At 54.7% G+C, this 16,287-nt stretch carries 19 protein-coding genes; 7 read left to right on the plus strand and 12 right to left on the minus strand.

The window, feature by feature from the left end; all coding sequences use genetic code 11:
* Positions 1-112: 112 nt before the first annotated feature.
* Positions 113-1,173, minus strand: a protein-coding gene (locus BMX61_RS23555; RefSeq protein WP_092743060.1) for an IS630 family transposase whose coding sequence is annotated in 2 segments (ribosomal slippage) — positions 113-681 and positions 681-1,173 — 1,062 coding nt in all. Because the reading frame shifts where the segments join, the coding sequence is not laid out codon by codon here.
* Between the two features lie 141 nt (positions 1,174-1,314).
* Here BMX61_RS23555 and BMX61_RS23560 point away from each other — a divergent pair.
* Positions 1,315-1,584 carry an RHS repeat-associated core domain-containing protein gene (locus tag BMX61_RS23560; RefSeq protein ID WP_170855009.1) on the plus strand — a complete coding sequence of 90 codons (270 nt, stop codon included), beginning with the start codon at positions 1,315-1,317 and terminating at the stop codon, positions 1,582-1,584.
* A 30-nt stretch (positions 1,585-1,614) separates the two neighbouring features.
* On the opposite strand, the gene BMX61_RS24845 is transcribed toward BMX61_RS23560, so the two are convergent.
* Positions 1,615-1,806 (minus strand): hypothetical protein, encoded by a 192-nt coding sequence (locus BMX61_RS24845; protein ID WP_170855010.1) that lies wholly within the window; start codon positions 1,804-1,806, stop codon positions 1,615-1,617.
* A gap of 13 nt (positions 1,807-1,819) precedes the next feature.
* On the opposite strand from BMX61_RS24845, the gene BMX61_RS24850 reads away from it, so the two are divergent.
* The 3 genes from BMX61_RS24850 to BMX61_RS23575 all read left to right on the plus strand — a co-directional run bounded on the left by BMX61_RS24850 (position 1,820) and on the right by BMX61_RS23575 (position 3,258).
* Positions 1,820-2,401 (plus strand): RHS repeat-associated core domain-containing protein, encoded by a 582-nt coding sequence (locus BMX61_RS24850; protein ID WP_170855011.1) that lies wholly within the window; start codon positions 1,820-1,822, stop codon positions 2,399-2,401.
* A gap of 76 nt (positions 2,402-2,477) precedes the next feature.
* The gene (locus tag BMX61_RS23570) at positions 2,478-3,032 is read left to right on the plus strand and encodes an Imm42 family immunity protein (protein ID WP_075627982.1); all 555 of its coding nucleotides are present in this window, start codon (positions 2,478-2,480) and stop codon (positions 3,030-3,032) included.
* A 40-nt stretch (positions 3,033-3,072) separates the two neighbouring features.
* Entirely contained in the window at positions 3,073-3,258 is a 186-nt protein-coding gene (locus tag BMX61_RS23575; protein WP_075627983.1) for a hypothetical protein, read from the plus strand.
* Positions 3,259-3,310: 52 nt separating this feature from the next.
* On the opposite strand, the gene BMX61_RS23580 is transcribed toward BMX61_RS23575, so the two are convergent.
* A protein-coding gene (locus BMX61_RS23580; RefSeq protein WP_092743069.1) for an IS3 family transposase occupies positions 3,311-4,410 on the minus strand; the annotation gives its coding sequence in 2 pieces (ribosomal slippage) (positions 3,311-4,158 and positions 4,158-4,410; 1,101 coding nt in all).
* 33 nt (positions 4,411-4,443) lie between these two features.
* On the opposite strand from BMX61_RS23580, the gene BMX61_RS24465 reads away from it, so the two are divergent.
* Together BMX61_RS24465 and BMX61_RS23585 are read left to right on the plus strand one after the other, a co-directional pair.
* On the plus strand, positions 4,444-4,638 hold the full coding sequence (locus BMX61_RS24465) for a hypothetical protein (RefSeq protein ID WP_139198999.1): 195 nt from the start codon (positions 4,444-4,446) through the stop codon (positions 4,636-4,638).
* 156 nt (positions 4,639-4,794) lie between these two features.
* The gene (locus BMX61_RS23585) at positions 4,795-5,199 is read left to right on the plus strand and encodes a hypothetical protein (protein WP_170855012.1); all 405 of its coding nucleotides are present in this window, start codon (positions 4,795-4,797) and stop codon (positions 5,197-5,199) included.
* Positions 5,200-5,674: 475 nt separating this feature from the next.
* Here the strand turns inward: BMX61_RS23585 and BMX61_RS23590 are convergent, their stop codons facing one another.
* From BMX61_RS23590 to BMX61_RS23630, 9 genes are read right to left on the minus strand one after another with little or no spacing between them, the layout of a single operon-like run.
* Positions 5,675-6,319 carry a hypothetical protein gene (locus tag BMX61_RS23590; protein ID WP_139199000.1) on the minus strand — a complete coding sequence of 215 codons (645 nt, stop codon included), beginning with the start codon at positions 6,317-6,319 and terminating at the stop codon, positions 5,675-5,677.
* Positions 6,316-6,672 (minus strand): prepilin-type N-terminal cleavage/methylation domain-containing protein, encoded by a 357-nt coding sequence (locus BMX61_RS23595; protein ID WP_075627987.1) that lies wholly within the window; start codon positions 6,670-6,672, stop codon positions 6,316-6,318. The genes BMX61_RS23590 and BMX61_RS23595 overlap by 4 nt, the downstream gene beginning before the upstream one ends.
* Positions 6,669-7,154 carry a GspH/FimT family pseudopilin gene (locus BMX61_RS23600; protein WP_075627988.1) on the minus strand — a complete coding sequence of 162 codons (486 nt, stop codon included), beginning with the start codon at positions 7,152-7,154 and terminating at the stop codon, positions 6,669-6,671. Before BMX61_RS23600 ends, BMX61_RS23595 begins: the two co-directional genes overlap by 4 nt.
* On the minus strand, positions 7,151-8,353 hold the full coding sequence (locus BMX61_RS23605) for a type II secretion system F family protein (RefSeq protein WP_083639457.1): 1,203 nt from the start codon (positions 8,351-8,353) through the stop codon (positions 7,151-7,153). The genes BMX61_RS23600 and BMX61_RS23605 overlap by 4 nt, the downstream gene beginning before the upstream one ends.
* A 7-nt stretch (positions 8,354-8,360) precedes the next feature.
* Complete coding sequence (locus tag BMX61_RS23610) at positions 8,361-9,962, minus strand: GspE/PulE family protein (protein WP_234794807.1); 1,602 nt, start codon at positions 9,960-9,962, stop codon at positions 8,361-8,363.
* A gap of 14 nt (positions 9,963-9,976) precedes the next feature.
* Positions 9,977-10,804, minus strand: a complete 828-nt coding sequence (locus tag BMX61_RS23615; protein ID WP_075627990.1) for a hypothetical protein — start codon at positions 10,802-10,804, stop codon at positions 9,977-9,979.
* Entirely contained in the window at positions 10,782-11,330 is a 549-nt protein-coding gene (locus BMX61_RS24470) for a hypothetical protein (RefSeq protein WP_075627991.1), read from the minus strand. Before BMX61_RS24470 ends, BMX61_RS23615 begins: the two co-directional genes overlap by 23 nt.
* On the minus strand, positions 11,327-11,926 hold the full coding sequence (gspM, locus tag BMX61_RS23625) for a type II secretion system protein GspM (RefSeq protein ID WP_075627992.1): 600 nt from the start codon (positions 11,924-11,926) through the stop codon (positions 11,327-11,329). The genes BMX61_RS24470 and gspM overlap by 4 nt, the downstream gene beginning before the upstream one ends.
* Positions 11,926-12,879 (minus strand): PilN domain-containing protein, encoded by a 954-nt coding sequence (locus BMX61_RS23630; protein WP_075627993.1) that lies wholly within the window; start codon positions 12,877-12,879, stop codon positions 11,926-11,928. Before BMX61_RS23630 ends, gspM begins: the two co-directional genes overlap by 1 nt.
* A 919-nt stretch (positions 12,880-13,798) precedes the next feature.
* Here BMX61_RS23630 and BMX61_RS24855 point away from each other — a divergent pair.
* On the plus strand, positions 13,799-16,287 hold a 2,489-nt coding region (locus BMX61_RS24855), incomplete at its 3' end, for a SpvB/TcaC N-terminal domain-containing protein (protein WP_139311752.1).

The raw sequence follows: 16,287 nt of genomic DNA on the forward strand, positions 1-16,287 counted from the left end.
CGGGCAATCAAGAGCTGGCCGTTCGGCAAGACGCTCTATCCGAGCGCCGACATCGAGATCGATGCCAACACGCCGGGCTCGGAGGTCTTCACCTAATACCAACCGCCATTGATCAGAACCCTTGCGCCCATTTGCGTCTTCCGATTGACATGATCTTCCACGGTCGGTCCTGCAGGGTTCTCCAAGCGTAGCAGCAGTGATCGACAATATCCTCGTAGGACTTGAAGACGCGGTTTGAGAGCCAGTTCTCGCGCATGAACTGCCAGATGTTTTCCACCGGGTTCAACTCTGGTGATTTGGGCGGCAGTGGTAAGATGGTGATGTTTTCTGGGACCACCAGATCGTTGGACATATGCCAACCCGCCTGGTCCATGATGAGGACAGCGTGGGCATTGTCAGCGACGTGGCGAGAGATCTCGATCAGGTGCTGGTTCATGGCATGGGTGTCGCACCAAGGCATGACGAGAGCCGCAGCCTTGCCCTGTTTGGGGCAGATTGCACCAAAGATATAGGCCGAACGGGTTCGCTGGTCGTGCGGTGCGGATGGCCTCGATCCCCGCTTAGCCCAGCGGCGGGTGATCTTGTTCTTCTGGCCTATCCGAGCTTCATCCTGGAACCAAATTTCGATCACTTTGCCTTTGGCGGGACCGGCAGCGATTTCTGCCACAGCGGCGGGGAAGTTTTTTTAAATGCCTCGGCCGCCTCCGGATCCTGCGCATGATGTCTTGGGCGAGCCGAGAGCTTGCGATACCCCATGGCACGCACTTCGCGCCCCAGGGTCTCCTCGCTCACCGAGATGCGGAAATCTTCCCAAATCCATTGAGCCAGATCACACAGACGCCAGCGAACGACGCCATCGAGATAAGGCGTTGGTCCCCGTTCTATGGCTTGCGCCAAGGCCGTTCGCTGTTCGTCGTTCAGGAGAGAAGGTTTTCCCGGAGCCTTGCCGTTGATCAGTCCGTCGGGACCGCGAGCATTGAAGCGGACCACCCAGTCGCGCACGATCTGAACTGTCACGCTGCCGAGCCGGGCGGCATCGGCCCGTGAACCACCGTCATAGATCGATGCGAGCGAAAGAAGCCGCCGTGCCTGATCGGCATCGCGCGTCTGCCGGGCCAGTCGCCGTAGCATGGACCCGTCGAAATCCGACCGCAAAGAAAGCGCTGAACCCATCGCAAACCTCCTGTTTGCCCCAGAGATTCAGATTCGTCCGCCTTTGGGAATCCCAAGAGTCAGCATCAGCGACCATTGGTATAATATCCCCATCCCGACATCAAGATCACGGCGACCGCCGGCGGCATCACCGGCCGATACGTGCTCCTGCGCGATCATCTGGCCTCGATCCGGCGGGTGACCGACGCCAATGGAAACGTGGCGGAGGAAACCAGCTATGCGGCTTACGGCGAGCTCACCAACACCGCCATGCAGACGCAGAAGAGCTATATCGGCGAGCGCTTCGATCCGCAGACCGGTCTGACCTACCTCAATGCCCGATACTACGACCCAGCCTTCGGCCGCTACGTGCCGCCCGACGAGGCCGGTGATCAGGCAGGTCAGGCGCTCTTCCACACCGGACATCCGTAATCGGGCGGGCTCGCGCCAGCGCGGGCCTCATCATGCCAGCGACAGCGGCCCGGCATCGTCCGGGCCGGCCACCCAATCATCCTCTTCGATCACGCGCACAGCGAAACGAGGCTTGTCGATGCAGCTCTTTCTCCGCACCCTGTGGGTCCGCCTTCTGTAGACCCTGCTGATCTGCAGCCTCGTCTGCGTGCCCTTCGGCTCCGCCGCAAACGCACGCTTCATCTCGCCAGATCCCATGGATCCAACCATCCAGGGCGTCGGAACAAACCGATATGCTTATTCGCAAAACGATCCCGTCAATAAAAGTGACCAAAACGGGCACATAGCGGCCGTTGCTGAGCCCGGCATCATTGAACAAATTCTATCTTGGCTTGGCGGAGGCCGTGGAGCAGCTGCTGCAGCTGGGGCTGGCGCGAGTACTCCCGCGGGTGCTTTGATTATTGGAAGCGCTTTAGCTATCGTTGCCATTACCGCTACTCCGATGGGTGACGGGGAAATGAAAAGCGATACAAGAGAAAATACTGAAGGTACCGGCGGAGGAGCCTCCGCTTCGGGAGCGCCTGGGCCTGATGATGAGGACAACCGTGACAATACTGGGGAGAAAGATCCGCAGCAAAATGCGGACAGCAATCAAGCTACGTTGACGTCAAACCCCAAGCACCACCCAAATTCCGTAAGCCCCGAGCAAACGAATGTTGATGAACTGTATCAAAATTCAATTCCGGATAAAACAGGTGTCAGATGGGCGAAAGACGTCGATGGAACAATCCATAGGTTCAGCAGACCGAGCAATGGTGAAACGCACTGGAACGGCTAAACAGCAGGCTCTAATCCGATCCGAATGAATAACATTCCGCAAGATATAAAAAATCAGCTCGGCGTGAGGAGATAGAATGCTTATCGGGAACAAAATGACTTTTGCAATACAAAGCGAGGTAAGCAAATTTCTAGAATCCGAAAGCCAGTTAGCCATCGGCTTATTTAATATACATATCAAGGCGAACAGGTATGGAGTTGCAAAACCAGATGCTTCCCTGCTTGGAAACTCGTTTAAAGAAGTACAACTAAGGATTAAAAGGCGGGAAAAACATACTATCAAAAACGAAATTAGCGCTATCGATTTAGTGTCAATTATCCAGTATGAAACCTATGGTTTAGGTAAGATTGATTTGAAGTTTGGCGAGAATTTCCGCAAACAGATTATGCGCGATGTCGATGACAACCTCCTGATATGGGCACCTGACGGCGACGAAGCGTTTGATGATGGCAGTCATGTAATACATATAGACTCAAAAGATAAAGTGCGAATTATTGGGTTCCTTAATGAGGAACCGGTCGCAAAACTTTCAGAAATTTATCTCGAAGCAAGTGTATTTTACGAAGTACTCTCAACATGGTATGCTGTCTTTTTTGATGATTGGAAGAGATCCCCACTGAAGGAAACTTAGGGAATTTCTTATATTAATATTGGTGCGATGACGCAGGCTTATGCAGATCATTGCTGCTGCATTCCCGCATGCGGCCACCCAGATCGGCAACAAGACCCTGTCTTACGACGCCAACGGCAACCTCCTGTCGGACGGCAGTCGCAGCCTCGCGTGGAGCGGCGCCAACCAGCTCTCCTCCGTCACCCGCGAGAATGCCACGGCGGCCCTGACCTATGGGCCGGATTGACGTGCACCCCGATTTTGGGCCAGCGGGAGCTGGAATTTTCCGGGGTTATGGCTCAGGTCGGCGGTGGTGCCGATGAGCCGTTCATGAGCGAAATCGGCACCTTGTTGCCGATGGCGCTGTGTGGCCGGACCTCGTTATAGTCTTTGCGCCAATCCTCCATTTTTACCCGCGCATCGTCAAGGTTCATGAACCAATGGGCGTTCAGGCACTCAGCCCTGAACTTCCCGTTAAAACTCTCAATGAAGCTGTTGTCGGTCGGCTTGCCAGGCCGAGAAAAGTCCAGCACAACACCCTTGTGATAGGCCCACAGATCGAGATCGCGAGAGATGAACTCGCTGCCGTTATCGACACGAATGACCGCCAGGTAGCCAACCTGGCGACATGTGCGTTCCAAGGTCTGGACGACGTCTTCTCCCTTGTAGCTGAACCGTGCATCAACCACCGGCGAGAAGCGGGAGAAGGTATCAACGACCGTCAGTACCCTGATCTTGCGGCCGGTCGCCAACTGGTCATGCACGAAATCCATGGCCCAGACATGGTTGAAATGGGCCGCAATGGTCCGGTCTGACCGCAGCTTTGCCTTCACACGCCGTTTCGGCACCTTGTTGCGCAGTTGCAGGCTCATCTCCTTGTAAAGGCGATAGATTCGCTTCGGATTGACAGGCCATCCATCCCGCTTCAGCAGAACATGGACGCGCCGATATCCATACCGGACGCGTGTCTGGCAAATATCCCTGATCCTGAGCTTCAGTTCAGCCTGCTCGCCGCGTTTCGACTTGTAGACATAGAGCGACCGGTCGATCTTCAGGACCGCGCAGGCCCGGCGGATGGATATCTTCCAATCGGACCGGACCTTGTCGACAAGTGAACGCTTGCGGGCAGGCTTCAGAGCTTTTTTGACAGAACATCCTGAAGCATGGCCTTGTCCAGCGACAGGTCGGCGACGATCCGCTTCAGCTTGGCATTCTCCTCCTCGAGCTGACGCAACCGCTTCATCTCGGAGGGCATCAGACCTGCATACTTCTTGCGCCAATTGTAGAACGTCGCATCGGAAATGCCCGCCTTTCGGCAGACCTCGCCGATCGGTGTGCCGTCCTCCGCCTGCTTCAGAACGAACGCGATCTGCGCCTCGCTAAACTTCGATGCCTTCATCGGAATTCTCCTCTCTCCCCGCAGGGATGATAAATGGAAAATTCCAGTTCTAAATGGCCGAATTTATCGGGAGCACGTCAGGATGGCACACGGGCAATCAAGAGCTGGCCGTTCGGCAAGACGCTCCATCCGAGCGCCGATATCGAGATCGATGCCAACACGCCGGGCTCGGAGGTGTTCACCTACTTCAGATCCCTACCAGAATGCGAGGGAGGTGAATTTTTTTAATGAACGGAAATGACGTCGAAATTTCAACACCGTCAGGTGAATTTGTACCTATAATGAAAGACGGCATAAACAACCTAAGCATGCAACTTGCTCTCGGTCTTCGGTGAAATGATATTTTCTTCAGATAAAGCCTACGTTTTGGACAATGTGCAATTCTTGGTGCACGAGTTCAATGGCGAGACTAATTGGAAGAACCCGTTTGCAGTATGCATCACATTTTCCAACGGCGAATGCGTGACGGTCAAAACAGCAAGTGATTATGAATCGGTTGGTTTATCAAGGGGATGTGAAGCACTCCAAGAGCAAGACATTGGTGAATATGGCTATGCTAGGATACTCGACGCTAATCATCTTTCTCCTTGGGACAAGATCGTTGGCAGTGGTCTCATCAAATTAGAAAATCTCATTTCAGACTCCTGGGTCATCGGTGTCAATTTAACTTTTGAAAACGGAACTGTTTATCTGATGAATTTGGGCGACGATTTGTACGTCTTCGATCAAGAACCATCAAAAATCATAGCCGATGAGAATATTAAGCGAACGAATATATACTCGATTTAGCTTCCGACTGCTTCATTCGATTGAACATTGGCACATGAAAGGTCGAAATTTGAAGAGTAGCGGACTAGGCCCTTTAGCGGGCCGATTCGACAGCCTTAATCGCCGTCGGCGACGTTGCCTTGCCCCGGGGCTACGGCACCAACGACTGCTTGGAGGTGAGCCCGACTCTATCACCGTGACCAGCTAAGATGGCGGCAGTGAGACTCGGTTGTACTTTAACGACGCGGTCATCACCGTCACCTATTCGCTCCAGCGGCTCTGGCTGACGCGCAAGACAAAGACGGAGGCCCGACTGCCCGTCTCCACGTTACCGCTCAAGAAAAGCGAGGTGGATCAACGATGGAGGGCTTTAAGCGGATTCAGGCGAAGCGTGCATGGCAGGTCAGCCAACCCACAGTCGCTCACGTCGCTTCTACGGCTTGGTTCTGATTAGAACTCCAAAAAGCGCGCCTCGACTTGCTTTGCGCTAAAGCATTCAATCGCCGGCACGTGAAGGGACTTCGAAAACGCGATCACTGCTGAAATCTCCGCCACGCCTTGAGATCCCGAGTTCGACCTTAAGGGCACGAGGAGCGCGTTTTCTGTCGGTCCATTCGTCAAGCCAAGCTGTAGATTTGCTATCCACTTCGCTGGGTAGATACTGTATTTTGAAGTATCGAATATCAGTCATAACCAACAACTTCTGTGCGTCCCGCACCGCTCCGCTCCGACGGACACGATTTAGCTGAATTAAATCCAACCTTTTTTCATCCTTCGCTAAACGTAACTCGACATCGCGAAGCCCCGTTTGGGATGATGTAACACGCACAACAGCTACAAACTTGATTGTGTCGGCCGCGCCCTCAAAAAGGGTCTTGTTATCGGGATCATCTGCAATAAGCGGTAATTTGCGGCTGTTCTCTATAAGATTTTCGAGATAATCGAATCCGCTATTCAGTTCAATTTGCGCCTCTTGCGATTGAGTAAGCCTTCGAAGGGCCTTGAGCTGTGTGATTCCTGACAGAACAAGCTCTGAGATGAGCACGACGACGCACAGCGACACCAGAACCTCAATGAGCGCGAAACCAGCGTCTGGTAGCTTCCCTTGGCGCTCTGACAATGCTCGATGGCCACGTTTCATGGCGCGCTCGCATAAAGAAATTCATATTGACGGCCGGATGGGGTCTGAATGAGCAGCTTTATAAATTGAAATTTATTTGTCTCGGCGAGACGATGTGGCTCGGCCGTCCAGCTATATTCCCGACCGTCACGCTGGCTCGCACCGTGCATCATGGCGCCAACATGCTTGTGGTCTAGATCAAGACGAGCTTCATCTGACAGTCTTAGAACGTCGTTTACCTCTTTCGATAGATTGTAACTCCGAATAGAAAGCGCGATAGTTTGTAGGGAGGCGCCCAGTATGATCGATAAAATCAGGAATGCCAGCAAAGTTTCCAGCAGAGTGAACCCATTCTCTCCGCTGTCAAACTTCACTGTTCGTCATCCTGCTTTATCGATATTTTAGCGGTCAGCCAATCAACGGAAATAGTCGATTTGTCGCCCGCGTCACCCGTCAAGCGCACCTCACCGCCCGACGATGTCCCTTGCGCGTAGAACATAATCGTCCCTGCCGCGGAAGGTTCGCGCCCCGTGGATCCATAGGTCAGCGAAATCGACATCGGCGAGGGAACAATAATTTGCGCACGCGACCGCTCATCTCTGATGAGCTTGGCTGCAAGGTCAAAGGTTATCGTCTGCGTGACGTTGCTGCTGATCGCTGCAAGGTGGGCGGTCCGAAGCATGGCCGCGATTCTTTGTCCCACGGCGCGCGGAGAAGGCTGTAAAAGCTGCCGAAAATTTGGGAGAGCGACAGCCAAACCCAATGCAAGAACGGCCAAAACGGCGAGCACCTCGATCAAGGTAAATCCGCCGTCTTTGACGCGCGAAACCTGCTTGCTGCCGGAAACCGCTGTCATGAAAGGCTCAGTTCATCAATGCTCAGCAGCGCTGTCATCACCGAAATGACCAAGCCTCCAATCAAGGCGCCCATGATGATTGTAATCGCTGGTGTCATCAACGCCATCAAACGATCGAGTGCCTGCTGGCCGTCTGTGCGGCATATGAGCGCTGCGTTTGCCAAGACGGCAGGAAGCCTGTTCACCTCATCGCCCACAGCTATCAATGATGCGACTTCACCCGAAAACACATTCAAGTCCCTGATCGCGTCAGGCAGACGCTGTCCTACGGCAACCCGCTCAGTGAGCGTTGCAAACTTTTCCCTCAGATGCGGTATCGAAAAGCATCCTGCAGCGAGCTCCAGAGCCTCAGGAAGAGGCACGCCATTCTCGACGAGAAGGGCCATGCTCTGGAGGTAGTTGGCAAGCTGAAGATCAAGAACGGCTCGACCCAACACGGGCACGCGCAAAATCCAGCGAGACATCATGGCCTTAAAGGCAGCCGGCCGTAGGCAGCCAAAAAGGACGCCCACAATGGCGAAGGTGGTCGCACAACCAATAATCTCTGGACTGTCGAGCCAGCGGTTCAAGGTACCCAGCAGGCGAATGATGATCGGCGACGGCCTTCCCGAACTCTCGAACACCGGCTCCAGCGCTGGGACAAGGACAAACATGACAACCGCAACCGAGGTAAACATCATAACGATCAAAAAAGCGGGGTAGACGAGCGCGCCAATGAGTTGCTTTTTATAAAGCGTGTTCCGCTCCAAGTCCTGAGCGATCAACTGAATGACCTGCCCCAGCCGCCCACTGCGTTCGCCGCTTACCAGCAGAGCCGTCATGCTCCCATCGACGATTCCGGCTTTCTGAAACGCAGATGAAGGGGTCTCACCTGCCGCAACGCTCTCCAAGATGCCATCGATAAGCGCAGCTGCTTTGGGATTTTCACTGGCATTCCTCATCGCGCGCAAAGCGAGGTCGAAGGCCATGCCCGCGTTCATAAGGATGGCAAGGCCTGAGAAAAATCTGGCGTTGTTGAAGCGGCGATGCATGCGTATTAGTTGCCGCTGACCTTCTTTGGATCGCGTGCGTCGTTCCCTGAGTTCCGAGACCAGAAGACCGGCTGCCCGAAGGCGCGTTTCCGCGGTCGCGCGGTCCTGAGCGTCGACCACGCCCTTTCGGCGCATGCCATCTACTGTAAATGCCACATAGTCGAACACCGCAGGCTTATCCTTCCAGATCTACAACGCGGATCGCTTCCTCAAACGTTGTCACACCGAGCTCCGCCAAGTGCCTGGCATGCTCGCGTATCGGAACCATCCCGTTCCGCCTGGCTGCTGATTCCAGCTCTGCTTGGCCTCCGCCTTGAAGAATCAAGGTTCGGACGTCGTCCGACATTTGTAAAATCTCGAAAGTGGTCTGGCGCCCGCTATAACCTGAGCCACCGCAAACAGTACATCTCACCTCGTGGTCGTCAATATGGCAGGCTTGGCAGCGCTTCCGAACCAGTCTTTGACCGATGACGCCGCGAAGCGTTGCCTCGATCAAATAGGGCTCTATGCCCATATCCTTCAAACGACCAAAGGCGCCAACAGCGCTATTTGTATGGAGCGTTGAGAGTACAAAATGACCGGTCAATGCGGCCTGTACCGCTATCTGGGCCGTTTCTCGATCTCGAATTTCGCCGACAAGAGCGATATCCGGATCCTGCCGCAAGACAGAGCGTAGTGCTGAGGCAAAGGTCAAACCGATCGAGGGATCAACCTGGAGCTGGGTAATCCCTGCCAGGCGGTATTCGACTGGATCCTCAACGGTAAAGATCTTCGACGATGGTTCATTGAGTTCCGACAAGATCGCATAAAGAGTTGTCGTTTTTCCCGAGCCTGTTGGGCCTGTGATGAGCAGCATGCCGTTGGGACGCGCTGTAATTGAACGGATTCGAGTGGACGCTTCAACGTCGAAGCCGAGAGAAGAAAGATTCAACTGCACCGTCTCACGGTCCAGGATTCTCAGCACGACAGTTTCTCCGTGCACGCTGGGCATAACTGAAAGTCGGAAGTCAACGTCCTGTCCACGCACCGCGATCCGCAACCGGCCGTCCTGCGGCAGGCGTCGCTCTGCAATGTTCAGACGAGCCAAAATTTTGAGGCGACTAACGACGCCTGCATGAAGAGAAAGACTTGCTCGCTCGACCTCTTCTAGTAGCCCGTCCCGACGGAACCGAACCCTTAGCGACGCCTGCTCGGGTTCGATGTGAATATCGCTCGCCTTCTGATCGACAGCCTCTTGGATGACGCGCGAGACAAATTTGACGACTGGAGCCTGTCGCGCAACGTCTTGCAGTCGTTGGAGATCAACGTCGATGGCGGCATCGTCGTTTCCGATTGCCTCTCCCAAGACGGACCCGCTGCCCGCGTCCCTTATGAAGCTCTCAATGGCGCTACGCGTCGCGATTTCCACGTCGAAATCGAAGTCTAAGCAGAAACGAACGACGTCCTGCGTCTCGATATCAAATGGATCCGCAACCAAAAGCTTCGATCGTGCGCCATGGGTGGAAACCGGAACGACTGCTTTCGCGAGTGCGAAGCTCGTTCCTAAATTGTTCAGGGCTTCGGTCGTGGTGTCGGCTGGTATGCGATCCAGGACATCCAGCTTGAGGAATGTTCCCATCGCTCTGACCAAATCCAATTCCGGAAGAATTCCGAGTTCGCGGATGACGAGATCGATCGGTTGTCGAGTTGCCCGGAAGGCTGAACCCGCGCGCATGACCGCATCGCTCTTCGCTAAGCCTGAGGCGTCCAGAAAGGCTAGAAAGTCTGCGACCGACACGCCCTCTCTGCGCATTAGACGATCTCCACGACAAGTTGCAGCAGATTTGGCTCGAACATAGAACATTCCCGGGTGGACGGACGAGGCTCCGGCAGTATGGGGTCATCGATTTCGGCGACACGACGTAAATCAGACCCCTCGGACAGCGCATAAACCGAATAGCGTTCGACCCTCCCTCGCACGCCGAAAACGCTCGTCTCCACGCCATAAACCGACGAAGGAAGGGCGTTAACAGGGATCGGCACATCCACGCTTCTTCCGTCGTAAACAGAAAAGACGTAGGAAAGACGTCGAAGCGAGACGGACCGCAGCGCCGGCAGATCATGCAGTTCTACCAGCTCCTCGAAGGGAGCATGCTTCATCCCGTTTTCAACATCATGTGTTGTGGGGCTTGAAGATACCGATGGTGATCTGAACTCAACGATTGACTGTGCGATGGTATCAGCCTCCAAAGCACCAAATCCCAGTTGTTCTAACCCAGACACCAGCAGGGGCTCTTGCGCAATGTTTACATTGATCAGCCTGTTATGCGGGACGATCGTGATCGAGATCATGACATCGCCGATGGCACAGTCTTCCTTGAGCATCCCGATTTGAGTCATTCTGAGCCGCTCTAGCGGATCGGCACGTAGTTTTGATGCTAAATACTGGTTCAGCGTATCCGCAACTGACATCAGGCGTGCCGTGTTGAGCTTGTTTTGAGCAAGAAGCAGATTATATCGCGAGATAGACGCAAAAGGAATCAGTATAAACGACATCAGCAGCAGGAAGCCGAGGACGACGATAAGTGCAAATCCGGCCTCGTCTCTTCCCCGATCGTCAGGGTGCCGCAGTCGACGCATTGCTATTCATGCCTTCGTTGCCATATAACGATAATGTCAGCCTACGATCCTTGAAATTGACGAGGACTCTATCGGCAAAGATCGCTTCGATCTTCCACTCTCCCGCCAGTTGACCCTCCTCAAACCAGGTCGCTTGCCCATCCTCCGTCATGAGAAGAGCTGCGAGCCTGCCGTGACTCATGCGGGTTCCCTTGAAATCAATGGCGCGGGGCGGAGCGATATCAGGTGGTGTGGGCGCAACCTCGGCCAGAGGCGGCGGCGGCTCAGGCCGAGGTACGAAGGGCAGGCGAGAGGGGCTAAACAAAGGCCGGTTAAGGGACTCCAGATAGTCTGGAGGATCCTTGAACCGCGAAGCTAAAGGTCGTCCTTGCGTATCGTCACCAGGTCCGTCGGTCGCGGTGGAGCCGATGGGCGTGATCGACACGCCATCTGTTTGCAGTCTCACATTGACATAGCCAAGACAAATCACAGCAGCTGCGAAAATAAAAATGCCTATAGCGCGAGATGCGCGTGCTCCCGTGATCATGAGCTCGCCTCTTGCATGGCTGCTACAGTCGGATCGACCGGCGCGAGTATGGTGATGTCCACGGAGATCGGCGGTTCTGCGAGAACATCCTCGGTCGCGGAGCGAAGATTGCCACGTAAGCTCACTGTCGTGATAACGAGTGGAGGCATAGCGCTTTCGATCTGGCGTATAAATTCAAGGACTGCTGCATAGTTGCCCTGTGCGTCTGCCCGCAGTCCAACATATCGGACGACCTCGATTTCGCGCGCGGGAACTCCAGTCAGCGACGCGATCGTCACATTCGACGCTGTCGCCAGCTCGCTGATTTTTTCCTGCAGCTTCGCCTGAACGGTCGCCTCACTCGAACCCGCCAGGAATAGATCTGATGGATAAGCGTCGATAGGAAAAGCAGGAGCAGGGCGGCTTTCGACGAGTTGATGTAGCCTGAAAAGTTGTCGCCGCATGTCCTGGATCATGTCCAGCTTTGTGACCAGCACATCACTTAAAAGCCATGTCCCTGACACGCCCATGGTAACGATGATGCACAAGATTACCACAGCGCTCCGCCGTTGCGTTTTCGGCGGCAAATTCAAGAGGTGGATGAGGAGATTGGTCATTACTTCCTAATGCCGGCTTTCACGTCAAAGCGTTCGGAACTTTCGCCTTGGATGCGGACAACAGGGGCTGTAAATTCGGGATTGCGGTAGACGGCAGAGGCCGCCAATGCATTGATCACGATCGATGAGTCGCGGGCATAACCTGATACCTCCAAGCCGTCCCCGCTGACCGACAGGTTTGTTAGCCACACGCCATCTGGCAATAGAGCTGTCAACTCATCAAGAGATTTTACAACGGAAAGAGCCTCATTCTTAGCGCGATACACAGAGCTAAGATAATCTGCTCGCTTTTGTTTTTCCTCTTCAGATTGCCGAACCGACATCGCTTCCTTCTTTTTCGATAGGATCAGCGTTTGAAGCTCGTCTTCAGCTGAATCGAGCTGTAGGAATGCATGCGTATATGTCATCACGCACATCAAGAGAAGCGACATGAATGCTGCCCTGACGTAACTCCTACTTTTTGTATCTTTCAAGCTCGGCACGGCGAGCGCAAGATAACGATGAGGGACAATGATCGTGACGTCGCCCGCCAGAAGGGCGAGCTGCGATACCTTTTTCCTATTTGATTTTAATTCCGACAGAACAGGATCGAGAGCCGATTTCTTGATTGCAGCGAAATTATCGAAATTCTTACTTTGAGGAACAAGATAGACGACGCGTGGGTCGATTGGCGTCCGCTCAACAAGCTTTGCGCGCGCGACGGCAATTGCTCGGCCATACGGCAGCCGCCGATCGGTAAGCTTGAGATCTAGATAAGCTGTACCGACTGAAAGCGTGTTCGTATGAGGATAAAAAATAAACCCCTTGGATGAGGTCAATATCTCATGCTGATCGACGCCAAGCGCACTGCCGTAGAGTAGTGGCTGTTTCGAAGGGAGTCGCCTGAGGTTTTTCCAAATTGCGTCGAGCTCGGCAACCCACCAGTCGAGGATATCAAAAATCGCCTGCTTCATGTGCGCGTCTCACGGGAGCAATGCTTCGATCATGTCTTGCGGCAGGCTGATGTCTGGTTTCTGCACTCGGAGCCCCATGAAGGTTTTTAACTGCCGGCGGCTGGCGAGAGCAGCAATCAGAATGAGTGAGAGGTCCAATAACAAGCTCTCTTGTGTGATATGTTTCCATCAAACCGGATATCAAATTGTGCCACGAGTGACTCGGATGCGTTGTAGACTTGCAAAATTAACAAAACGATCACCGCATCTGAACTATTGGTCAAGGATTGGCTCTTCATCCAGAAAAGGCATGCTATCATACGAACAGACACGCCGCTTCAGAGGTTACGAGCGGAGGCGTACCTAGCCCACATCTTCGACGCCCCCACACCAAGCCATCAAGCTATGGATTTCCGTGACGTTCGCCATCCGATTCTGACGTAGTTATGACCACTGCAGCCTACATTTTGCTTCCTCTCCTTAGAGAAGGTTAGATACTCGGAGTCCGGCGACAGTCCAACGGGCGCTCGAACTGCTGCGTAGGGTCTGCGTGGCTTCGCGAGCAACCAAAGCGACTGAAAGCGCCGGCTCAACAGAGATGATTGAAAGTCTGTCATTTTAGGCAGGCCTGAGAAAGCGCAGAAGGCGAACCGAGAGAGCTGGGAAGAAAAACATATCGTCGAAAGAGCCAGTCTACGCGCATACTGTTTATCCGCCTGTCGCAAGGTTCCGATGGTAGCGGATCGCCATCCTTTAGGGAGGGCTAACGCGTTTACTGTCCACAGTTATCGATAGTCTGATTTGCGTTTTCTTGCCGTGGTGGTTGTAAATCCACAGGTCGTAAAAATTTCACAGGCGGCGCATCAAATCACTCTTGATAAGTTCTCGCTTAATATCTAAGCATGCATCCTCAACGTGTTTCGCCACCACTGGAGGTATCATGCGGCTGCGGGTTTTCCGTTCATTCGTCGTGTCGTGCGGCGTCCTCATGTCCGTCGCCGCTGCCGTCCAAGTCCATGATAACATGGCTTTTGCAGCTGATCGTGGACTTGGTTCGGCGCCCGGGCTCGGAGGGGGCGGCGGTTTTTCGAGCCATGAGGGCGACCAGACTGCCCAACCGACAAGTAATACAGGCCAGACGGGTACTGGCACCAAGAGCCAGGCGACGTCGAAGGGCTCTTCGAGCGAGAATGAACGTGCCGTCGATCGTGCCAATGGCAGTGGTACGTCGTCACAAAATGCGGAGAGTTTGGATCAGACGGACAGTCAGCCGGCCAAGTCGAACGCATCGTCGACAGGGGAGAAGCAGGGCTCTGTCACGACGCTGTCGACGACTGGAGAACAGCCAGCTGCTCAAAGTGCGACGACCCTTGCTGCCTCGGCTGCCTCGTCCGGGGATGATCTGGCGCCGGCCATCAGTGCGATACCGAAGCCGCCGATCCCCAATATCAGCGGCAACGGCTTCTTCTCTCAGTCGATCGACATCGACGTTCCGAAGTTTCGAGGGTTGGAGCCCAAAGTTACGCTCGATTATAATTCCGCACGAAAGACGAGGCTGGGCGGTCTTTATCAGGGCTGGCTCGGCTACGCCTGGGGTCTTGATGGCTTTGACGTGATCGAGCGCGCGTCTGCGGGCTTCGGCTATCCCGCCTTCGACAGCAAAGACATCTATCTTTTGAACGGGGAGGAGCTTGTTCCCTGCTCAAACGGCATGGTGGCCGCATCCTGCTCCGCTGGCGGAACGCACGTTACCGAAGTTGAGAACTATAAGCGGATCTCGTTCAATGCGTCTGCCAACAGCTGGACGGTGACGGATCGGGATGGGACGGTTTCGACATTCAGCTCCGTTTCCGCCCTGGCCGGGACGAGCCCTGCTGCAGGAACGCCGGATTACGATCTGCAGCGCAATCGCTGGTTTCTGTCGAGTGTCAGTGACACGAATGGCAACAAGCTCACCTACACCTATACATGTGCGGATGCGCCCGTCTGCTATCCGCAACGGATTTCCTACTCCAATGGCATGAGCGTCCGCTTCTTCATGGAGACGCGGCCTGACTTTGTCGTCATGGCGAACGGCTACAGCTTGTCCTACACGAAACAGCGTGTCCGCACGATTGCGACCTATGTGGGAACGCAGCTCAGAAGTGCCTACACGCTTTCCTACGATCAGGCGCCGACGTCCAACACATCGCGTCTGACCAAAGTGACCCTTTACGGGCGAGACGCCGCCATGGCGTCTGACGGGAGCATCACGGGCGGTTCGGCGAAGGTCATTCGACAGATGACCTATGACAATGTGTCCTACAACTATAACAACCGATCCTTCTTCGATGCCACGCGCTCGCAGGCCGGCGATCTGAACTTCGACGGCCGCGACGAACTCTTCGGCATTCGCTATATCCCGGCGTCGGATAATCAGGTCGAGATCTGGCCCTGGAATATCGTCAGCTTCAATGGCGATGGCTCGACGCGCGGCAATTATCATGCCCCGACGGGTGTCAAGAATCCCATCGAGATCAACCCTTATGTCGGCCGCTATATCTCAGGAAGCAATCTGAAGGACGTCGTCCTGTTGCTGCGCAACAGCGGTGGCCCTTACACGCCGATGGTGATGCAGACCACCTCGGATCTGAAGGTGAGGAAGCTCGATTGCTCCGGCGATTACGCCGCACCCTGCGGCAAGATGGGGCGCAGCCCCGATGGCAAGATCGTCCTGGATCCTGAGGGCGATGGATACGATGCGCTTTACGACTTCTCGGACAGCAGCAAGAAGCTCGTCGGAGCCATCGATCTTTCTGCGAACGGGATGCAAAGCTTCCTCACGGCAGGCGTCAATTCGACGAGCCAACTTCGTCGGCTCGTCAGCGGATCCTGGACAACGACCCAGACCGCCTTCAGCTGCATGAAGAAGGAAGCGATCCTTTGCGCTGTCGGCGATATCAATGGCGATGGGGCAGGGGATGTGGTCTCCTTTGTCAGCGGCAAGGCCGACATCTTCCTGTCGACGGGGCGCGGCTTCCAGCGCGTCGTCAACGACGCGACGATCGATGCCTCGCCCCTGCTGCGGGACCTCGACAATGACGGGAAGTTCGATCTTCTCGCAAACGGCTTCGGCGCGATGCGGAGCTGGTCGATCAGGTTCGACCAGAACGGTGCAAGTCTCAAACTGTCCGATTTCTCTCGCGAAGCTGTCGGCGTCTCCGGCGACTTCAACGGCGACGGCTTGCCTGACTTCGTCAAGAATCAAAATGAGGTGTCGATCTCGCAGGCCGGCGCCGGCAATCCGAATCTTCTTCGCACGGTGACGCTTGAGACGGGCGGGGTGGTGTCGATCGACTACACGCCCTCGACACAGTTTACCAACACCTTCCTGCCGCAGGTTCTTCATGCGGTATCGCAGATCCGCGTCGATGACGGACGCGGGCAGGT

The organism is Xaviernesmea oryzae (genome assembly GCF_900109605.1).
GTDB classification, from domain to species: domain Bacteria; phylum Pseudomonadota; class Alphaproteobacteria; order Rhizobiales; family Rhizobiaceae; genus Xaviernesmea; species Xaviernesmea oryzae.